The organism is Cupriavidus sp. KB_39, assembly GCF_052114485.1.
Lineage (GTDB): Bacteria > Pseudomonadota > Gammaproteobacteria > Burkholderiales > Burkholderiaceae > Cupriavidus.
In genome coordinates, this window is the sequence record NZ_JBFREV010000101.1 from 1 (window position 1) to 2555 (window position 2555).

2 protein-coding genes are annotated in these 2555 nt (G+C 54.2%); both read left to right on the plus strand.

Features of this window, described 5'->3' with window-relative positions; all coding sequences use genetic code 11:
- A partial coding sequence (locus AB4Z27_RS28705) for a hypothetical protein (protein WP_441645942.1) occupies window positions 1-1582 on the plus strand: 1582 nt, incomplete at its 5' end.
- A gap of 415 nt (window positions 1583-1997) precedes the next feature.
- A partial coding sequence (locus tag AB4Z27_RS28710; protein ID WP_441645943.1) for an HNH endonuclease occupies window positions 1998-2555 on the plus strand: 558 nt, incomplete at its 3' end.

Sequence of the window (2555 nt, forward strand, 5' to 3'; positions counted from 1 at the left end):
ACTTACCGGTCACGTGATGTCGAAATTGCGTCGCAATTTCGAATCCGATCGAATCCTGTCCATCGTCAATAAGTGGAAAGCGAATCGGACCATCGAAATGTACCGGGACAAGGATCATCTGATCGCTGAGCTCATCACGGCGATCGTCGATGGGAAGCGAGTATATGTACCGGTGAGTGAACTAAAGCTGGCAAATGCGCTGAAGTCCTTGCTGGAGCACTTGGTTCGGTCGGACGGCAAGCGAATCGACGTGCTGCTACTGACGGGCGAGACGAACAACGAGGCACGACACACGGCATTCTTTGCGGACCCCAACGGGGAGGCGTCGAAGTATCAGGTGCTGATTGCCACATCGACTCTCAGTACTGGTGTCAGCATCGATGTTGATTGGTTCGATGCGGTGTACGGCATCTTCGGGCAGGGGATCTATACCTATCAGGATTGCGATCAGGCCATCAGCCGGGTTCGGAAATGCGATACCGTGAAGGTTTGGATTCAAAGTGGAGGGAAGCGAAATTTCTTGTCCGAGGAAGCCATTCGCAGCGGGGCGTTTGAGAAGGAAGTGACTACACGACGCATCATCTTCCCGGACGACGACCCTTCGCTCACCCACGCGGAGAGGGTCTATCTTGATATGTACGCACGGATCGCCTGGCTCGATCAGGAATGGAAAATCAAACGCGATGGGAAGTTTGCCGGACTGAAGGAGGAGGAGGGTTGGCGAGTAATGGTCGTTCCGCTCGATGATGAAATGAAGAATGCTGGTCGGGAGATGCTGAGCTTCGGTCGCGATCCGTTCGGCAACAGAAAGGCCAAGCAGATTTTCGATGCGCAGAATCTACCGCCTGAAGACGCAGAAATGTTGAGCGTGATGGACCGTGCCGACCTATCGATCGAACAGAAGCGATCTCTGAAGAAATGGGCGATCGCAAAATTCTTCGGCTTGAGGTCGCCGGAAGAGTTGACCTTGCAGCAGATCCAACTGCATGAAACGCCTTCGGTGCGCGATGTAGTGAAGAACGCCAAACTCCTGCAAGCATCGCGGGCGAGCGCTCTGAATCTCGATCGATACGAGCGAAACAACGACAAGGTGACGCACGCGTTTACTGATCACGATCACCGCTTCATGAAGCGCGATCTGTTCGGTGGTGCGTTACAGGAATCCGGGATTGGACTTCAGGAGGCGCTTCGAAGGGCCGAGCTGTATAGCGTCGTGGAGCGAGAGTATGCGGCCGTTCGGGAGATCCACACGGATTCGAACTCTCGGCCTGTTCGCGAGGCTTCGAAGCTCCGGCGAGAGCAATTGGCGAAGTTGGAATGGATTGTCACCAGTGAAGCGATCGATCGTGTTGCACGATACGCGGCGCAGAATCTGGATGCGATGAACCTGTTCCTCGGCACTAGCTTCGCTTCGCCGGAGGCGCCAGAAACGAAGGTCAAGGTGTTCAATGCATTGCTGGGCAGGCTCGGTATTGCCATCAAAAAGAACCGAAAAACCGGCAGCGAGGGGTATGTGGTGGACTACGACCGGATGGTTGAGCTTGCGCCGATGGTGAATGAAAACGAGCTGGCCTTGGCCTAGTCGGATCGCGCTGTACAAATTTGCATGGCTTTTCAGTAGATTAGTAGTATGTCTACGAACTCGAATGTACTGGGGCGGCTGCAAATTTGTACAGCAATGCCGGAGTGTGAGCTGGTAGTAATTGTCGGCTGAGGGTCGGCCCAGCGCTGGATGGAGTCCGCGCAAGAGTTGGCGATGGGGATGTACAAATTTGCATGACTTTCCGGTAACAAAGTAGTATGTCTACGAACTCAAATTTACTGGGGCTGGCTGTAAATTTGTACACGCGACCCTGCTCGGCAGGGGGCGTGAGGACGGCCGGGTTACCGGCCTGTAGGTACATACTGGTCGAGCTGCTCGGCCGTCCCTGGCGGCGTCCTGGGCGGCTAGTAGTCAGTAAGCAGGCTTTTTCCGGAGCATCAGTTGGGATGAATTTATGGAATCTCACATCGTTGCTTGCATCTTCTGCGGGAATCGAGGCATTTCGAAGAGTAGATCGCATATCATTCCCGAATCGTTGGGCGGTCCGCATTCGCCCATTGCACCGTTCGGAATTACCTGCGACGGATGTAATCAATATTTCGGACAGAAAGTTGAGTCGTTCGCTCTTCGAAGCTTTCCATTTATCGGATACCGTTTGCTAGAAAGCATTCCGTCCAAAAAAAATCGTATGGTTTCGATCCCTAGCACAATCGGCGTGATCCGTGCTTCCGGTACATCCGGTAAGCTCGAGTTGGAGCCTCGATCGCCCCGGGTAGCGCAGCATGTCGTTGCAGGTCACATTTGCAGCTTTCGCTTTTCAGCCGAAGTCACTGACGCTCTTGCTGTGTGCCGCATGCTCTTGAAAATTGGACTTGAGCTGTTGGGCAAGCACTTCTATGAGGTTGCTATCTCTGAGCGCGTCAGGCGCGCGCGTGAGTTCGCCAGACGCCCGAGGTTGGGCGAACGGTGGTGGTTCATTATCCACTCAGATCCCTCGGCGCACCTCAGCAAC